The following is a 5,466-nucleotide window of genomic DNA, read 5'->3' as shown; positions in this document are numbered from 1 at the left end:
GATAAGAATCCTGCGGCTAAGCTCAAAGAATTGGCTGGACTTATTGATGAGGTTTTTCAGTTAATGCCTTCTGGAAAACATATGGTTGGGAGGGATTTGGGGCGTTTAGGGCCGACGGTTTCGCTACAGTACCGTGCTGCTGGATAATTTTCCAAGAATCAGGCTGCAAAAAATTTAAAAACTTGAACATCGAGTATAAGGTACTTCTATCCGCGTTGGGTGCATATAGGTTCCGAGTTGAGCGGGTCACTTGAAGTTATGGTAGTCGGCAGTGACAGGGGACCGGTGTTCAGGAGTTACCCCCAACCACAACTTCATTATAATGCCTTTAATAAAAAATAATTATGCTTAAATTTCATCTTACAGACCGGCCCGAGCGGGTTTTTTATCGTCTAAAATTTAGGCAAGCATTGCTGGTGTTTTTATGTCTGAATTGTTGGCAAGTGTTGCGGGTGTTTAAAGCCGGTTAGATCCTGAAAATATACGCATGGGTATTTAGTAAATGCGGTTACATACTGGTTACATGGCGCTACAAATAAAAAAGGCCTTGCAGATATAAATCTGTAAGGCCTTGATTTTATTGGTGGGGTGTCAGGGATTCGAACCCTGGACCTATGGATTAAGAGTCCACTGCTCTACCAACTGAGCTAACACCCCAAGATTCGACAATTCTAAAGGATTTATTCGCTTAATCCAAGAACAAAATTCCTTTTACTCTACTCGTAGCGCTTATTTTATCAGGTCTTCAGTTTAATTTACCCAGTACCGTGGATAATTCCTGACTGAATTCACTCAGGATTTGGTTCAGTGCTTTGACGGTAGACGGGTAGGATGAGTCATTTAATGGATGCTCAATTAAAGTGTGACCATTGCTTAGCAAAGTATGTTTCTTTTCATTCATTATCGACCAGTTGGCTTCAAAATTTACGCTCTGTTCAGGGCGGGTGTCGAATCTGATGATGTCTATGACGATGCGATAATCGACCGTTCCGTAAGCGCTCCAGGGATAAGCCCTGATCAGGTCGTCTGGTTGCAATGTAGCCAGGTTATGGGTTAGCACTTGTGCGACATTATTTTTTAAAGGCGATGCCCATTGATGAAATTCGGCAATTTTTACGCTGTTATCCGGTAACCGGGTGACAATTTGCTTGCGCTCCAATAAGATCGGTATGGATACCGGGCCTATGCCGATCTGGCGTTTTTCTGCTGCTGTCGTTGAGGATGAAGAGGGCTCACTCAACGGTTCTAACACATAAAATTGGGTGGGTGGCGTCGATAGGCATGCAGAGAGCAGGGTGCAGGCCGGTAGTAATATTAACCATTTTGAGCGTTGATTTGCCATAGTTACTGCTCTTGTTTGCCGCGAATTAATGAGTTGGGATTTTGTTCCAGATAATCGGCTAGTTGTTTGACCGAGCTTGCCGCCTGGGTCAGTTCTTGGAGCAATTGATCCAGTTCGTAGTGGGTGGTTGAGCCGGGTTCCAGCGTGCTTAATAGCTGATGTGCCGAAGTCATGGTTTTGTCGGCGGTATCCAGTGTACCTTTAGCGGTCGCCAGCATGCCGGTTGCTGCTTTTGACGTGCTTTGCAACGCTTGCAGGGTTTTATTGGCTTCAGTCGTTAAGTCTTCCAGCGGCAGTTTGGCAACCTTATTCATGATAATGTTGGCCGAATGGGTAAATTGATCCAGCGAGCTGGCGGTGGTGGGGAACTCGGGATAGACGCTTTTATTGTCGCTGAATACAATCTTGCTTTCCGGATGAAAATCGAGATCGACCAGCAGTTGTCCGGTCAGCAGGCTGCCGGTCTGTAATTGTGCGCGCAGGCCTTTATTAATCAGCTGCGTCATAATATCTTTATCGCTGATATGTTTTGGGTTGTTGATTTCTATGATGCGATCCGGTTCCAGTTCCACGGTGACCGGAATATGAATTTCAGCGGTCTTCTTATCCAGCTCCAGGTTGATTTCGGTAACCCTGCCGATAGGGATGCCGCGTATTTGCACCGGCGCGCCTACGGTTAAGCCGCGTACCGAGCCGTTAAAATACATGACGTATTTTAAGGTGTTTTGATAAACAACCTGGGTCGATAGCGTATAGGTATCGTACAGTGGGAAAATGCTGTTTTCAGGGAGGATATTCTCATTCGTGTCTTCCGCAGAAGCGCGAAAGGCAATGCCGCCGCTTAATAAGGAAATCAACGGCCCGGTTCTGACTTTAAAACCATCGGCACTGGCGGATAAATCGACGCCGCTGTCTATCCAGAAACGGGTGTTTTTCCTGACGAACTGGTCGTAGGGTTTGTTGATAAAAATGGTCAAGCGTATCGCATCCGCTTCGTCAGATAGCTTGTGACTGAGGACTTCGCCTACGGTTATGCCGTGGAAATTGATCGGGGTTCCCGGCTTCATAGAACCCAGGTTATTGGTTTCCAGAATGAAGTGCGACCCTTCGGCGTTGTTTTTTAACAAGGGCGGGGTGGTCAGCCCGGTAAAGTGATCTTCTTTGGTGCCATCGCCCGGTTTGATGGCGATATAAGGCCCCGAGAGCAGTGTGCCCAGCCCGGAAATTCCACCCAAGCCCACTTGAGGCCGCACCACCCAGAAGCTGGTATTTTTGTTCAAATAACCGGCCGCAGTGCTGTTCATTTGCGCGGTAATCAGAATGGTTTTTAAATCGTCACTGATGGAGATCGCGGTGACTTTGCCGATTTCCACATTCAGGTATCTAATCTTGGTTTTATCAACTTCCAGACCTTCTGCGGTAGGAAAGCTGATCGTGATAACCGGGCCTTTTTCATTGTAGGATTTGGCGATTAGCCAGCCGCTGACCAGCAGGGCAATCAAGGGTAAAAACCACACCAGCGGCAATTCGGTTCTTTTATTGATGGTCACGTCTGACGCATCAGGGTCGATAAAGTCATTCATTTTTAGCGCTGGTTATCCCATAGTAATCGTGGATCGAAATTTTTCGCGGCAAACATGGTTAGCACCACGACCGCAGCAAATGCGGTTGCCGCAGGCCCTGCGATAACCTGCGCCACACCGCCCATGTCAACCAAGGACACAAGAATTGAAATCATAAAAATATCCAGCATCGACCAGCGGCCGACAAAAGCGATAATACGGTATAGGATAGTCCATTTTTTTGCCCGGCCTTGCCAGCGATAATGAACGTTGAGTAACAGCAGACTGATCCCCAGCAATTTTAACAAGGGTACCAGAATGCTGGCGACCAGAACCAGCAGGGCTATGGGCACCATGTTGCCGTTAATTAATGCCATAATGCCGCCGATAATGGTGTGCGGTTCGCCGACGCCCAAGCTGGTGATGGTCATGATCGGAAAAATATTGGCCGGAATATACAAACAGAAAGCACTCAACAACAAGGCAGCGGTGCGTTGAAAACTATTGGGTACCCTGGGATGCAGGCGGCCGCCGCATAACCGGCAAAGTCTGTTTTTGCCAGCCTGTCTTGATAAACAGCCGCAATCATGACAACGGATAAAACCCTGAGACAGAGCAGTCTTTTTGGCTTTCATTTTCTTAATTGCCCGATTTGCCGCCAGAACAAAACCTTATCCAGACTGCTCGTCAGCATGCCGGTTATGATCAGCAAGGCCACGAATGCGTAGAGCCCAAAACCGAATTTAAGTTCAGACGTGGCGGAAAGTTTAACGCAGGCGACAATAATGCCCAGCATATAAACTTCCAGCATCGCCCATTCATCGAGGTGTTGCAGCCAGCGCATCCAATGCGTCAGATGTCGGCTCGGTTTATTGAAATAAAGATGCGCGCTGATCAGCAAGGATAAAATAATATTCAGCAATGGAAATACAATGCTGGATAAAAACACCAATATCGCAACCCCCCACAGCTGTTCTTCAAATAACGCAACCACGCCCGACCACAAAGTGCCGTCTTTAGTATTGCCGAGCATTTTAATACCGACCAACGGCATCAAATTGGCCGGGAAAATCAAGATCAACCCGGCAACAGACAGCGCAAAAGTGCGCTCGACGCTTTGTTTGCGCGGACGTTGCAGCAGATAGCCGCAACGCGGGCAGTGCACTTTGTCACCGACCACAGGCATGGCGGGGTTAAGCAATAGATCACACTCGGGGCAGGCGGTGAAGTTTGTTTGGTTCATGTTGCGGGGTTAATGTTCAGGATGTGCGGGGTATTATCCTCGCCAATACGCCTGTTGTCATTTTGGGCTTTAGGGGCTTAAATGAAAGGCTTGTCGCTCTATCTGTTCCGTTGGCCTACGCCCTGGAACAGATTTGCATTAACCCGAAGGGCGTCAGACAGGATGATAGTCTGCGTGATCCGACCTAGTGCGCAGAGAATCCCTGCCGGAATGACGACGATGTCGATTGCGTCGACCAAGTACAGCCGACAATTTCCATTCCCCGGTTGCAATAGTGCGGAACTGTCGATAAAGTTCTACTCATTATTTCAATCTAATTCCATGTATTCACCAGGGGTATACACATGAAAACCCATTTTTACGGTCTGGGCTTGTTAGCCGCATTGTTTTGTCTGTCGGCATCGGCGGCCGAGTTTAACCGGGCATCTGTACAACACAAGCTTGCCAAGGCGGATAAGAGCCACCCCGCACAGTTGCGCCGAAAAGATCTTACCGGACTGGATTTATCCGGCCTGGATTTCAGGAACGCCGACCTGTGGGGTTCGGATTTGCGTAACGCCAATTTAAGCAACAGCGATTTATCCGGCCTGAATCTGGATTTAACGGTGATGTCCAAAATCAACCTTTCCGGCGCTAATCTGTCCAATACCAGCATTTTCGGCGTACACATGGGCGGCGCTAATTTGAGCAACGCCAATCTGACCGGCAGCCGGTTTATTGCCAATCTGGATCGATCCAACCTTAGCCATGCCAATCTGTCCCACGCCAATTGGGGCGTCGATATGAAGAATCAACCTATGGGTTTAATGCGGGTCAGCTTGAATAATGCCAATTTATCGGGCGCCAATCTGTCTAATGCCAACCTTAATCGCGCGTTGATGCGCCATGCCAATCTTTCCGGGAGTGTGCTGAAAAACACGGTGTTATTTGGCGTTGATCTTTCCGGAGCCGATTTGACCGATGCCGATTTATCGGGAGCGGATTTGTCCGAAAGCAAATTGGAGGATGCCGATTTTACCGGCGCTAACCTGGCAGGTACCCGGTTTGGCGGTATCAAGGATAAATCGGTTTTGAAAGGCTTGACTTCCAGTAAAAATCTTGAAGCGGCTATTTTTGAGTGACGAAATAGAGGTAAGAAGCAAAAAGGGTGGCCGATCGGTTGCCCTTACACGATACCTGAATCATCATCCATCGCTGCGAGACAGGAGTCGAGTAGTCCCCAGAAGCGATAGTGCATGTGTTTTCACGAAGCGTCTTTTTGCGTAGTGAAAATACAGGCTTTCCGACATCGCGTCGAGTCATTGGAGAGCATGTGAGCT

General features: G+C 48.1%; 6 protein-coding genes and 1 tRNA gene. 2 read left to right on the top strand and 5 right to left on the bottom strand.

The features are described from left to right. Nucleotides 1–581: 581 nt before the first annotated feature. The 5 genes from RW114_RS19675 to RW114_RS19655 form a co-directional block, all read right to left on the bottom strand. A tRNA-Lys gene (locus tag RW114_RS19675) sits at nucleotides 582–657 on the bottom strand. An 88-nt stretch (nucleotides 658–745) separates the two neighbouring features. Next, nucleotides 746–1,342 carry a PqiC family protein gene (locus tag RW114_RS19670; protein WP_340124437.1) on the bottom strand — a complete coding sequence of 199 codons (597 nt, stop codon included), beginning with the start codon at nucleotides 1,340–1,342 and terminating at the stop codon, nucleotides 746–748. 2 nt (nucleotides 1,343–1,344) lie between these two features. Further along, nucleotides 1,345–2,925, bottom strand: a complete 1,581-nt coding sequence (locus RW114_RS19665; RefSeq protein ID WP_340124436.1) for a PqiB family protein — start codon at nucleotides 2,923–2,925, stop codon at nucleotides 1,345–1,347. 2 nt (nucleotides 2,926–2,927) lie between these two features. Continuing rightward, the gene (locus RW114_RS19660) at nucleotides 2,928–3,539 is read right to left on the bottom strand and encodes a paraquat-inducible protein A (RefSeq protein ID WP_340124435.1); all 612 of its coding nucleotides are present in this window, start codon (nucleotides 3,537–3,539) and stop codon (nucleotides 2,928–2,930) included. Beyond that, nucleotides 3,536–4,147: a paraquat-inducible protein A gene (locus tag RW114_RS19655; protein WP_340124434.1), complete on the bottom strand. Its 612-nt coding sequence runs from the start codon at nucleotides 4,145–4,147 to the stop codon at nucleotides 3,536–3,538. Before RW114_RS19655 ends, RW114_RS19660 begins: the two co-directional genes overlap by 4 nt. On the opposite strand from RW114_RS19655, the gene RW114_RS19650 reads away from it, so the two are divergent. After that, complete coding sequence (locus tag RW114_RS19650) at nucleotides 4,135–4,335, top strand: hypothetical protein (RefSeq protein WP_340124433.1); 201 nt, start codon at nucleotides 4,135–4,137, stop codon at nucleotides 4,333–4,335. The two genes, RW114_RS19655 and RW114_RS19650, sit on opposite strands and share 13 nt — an antisense overlap. Nucleotides 4,336–4,491: 156 nt before the next feature. After that, on the top strand, nucleotides 4,492–5,268 hold the full coding sequence (locus RW114_RS19645; RefSeq protein WP_340124432.1) for a pentapeptide repeat-containing protein: 777 nt from the start codon (nucleotides 4,492–4,494) through the stop codon (nucleotides 5,266–5,268). Nucleotides 5,269–5,466: the final 198 nt, after the last annotated feature.

It is taken from the genome of Methylobacter svalbardensis, from assembly GCF_037671525.1.
Taxonomy (GTDB): domain Bacteria; phylum Pseudomonadota; class Gammaproteobacteria; order Methylococcales; family Methylomonadaceae; genus Methylobacter_A; species Methylobacter_A svalbardensis.
Note: the sequence above shows the minus strand (reverse complement) of the source record. Positions and strands in the feature narration are given on the sequence as shown.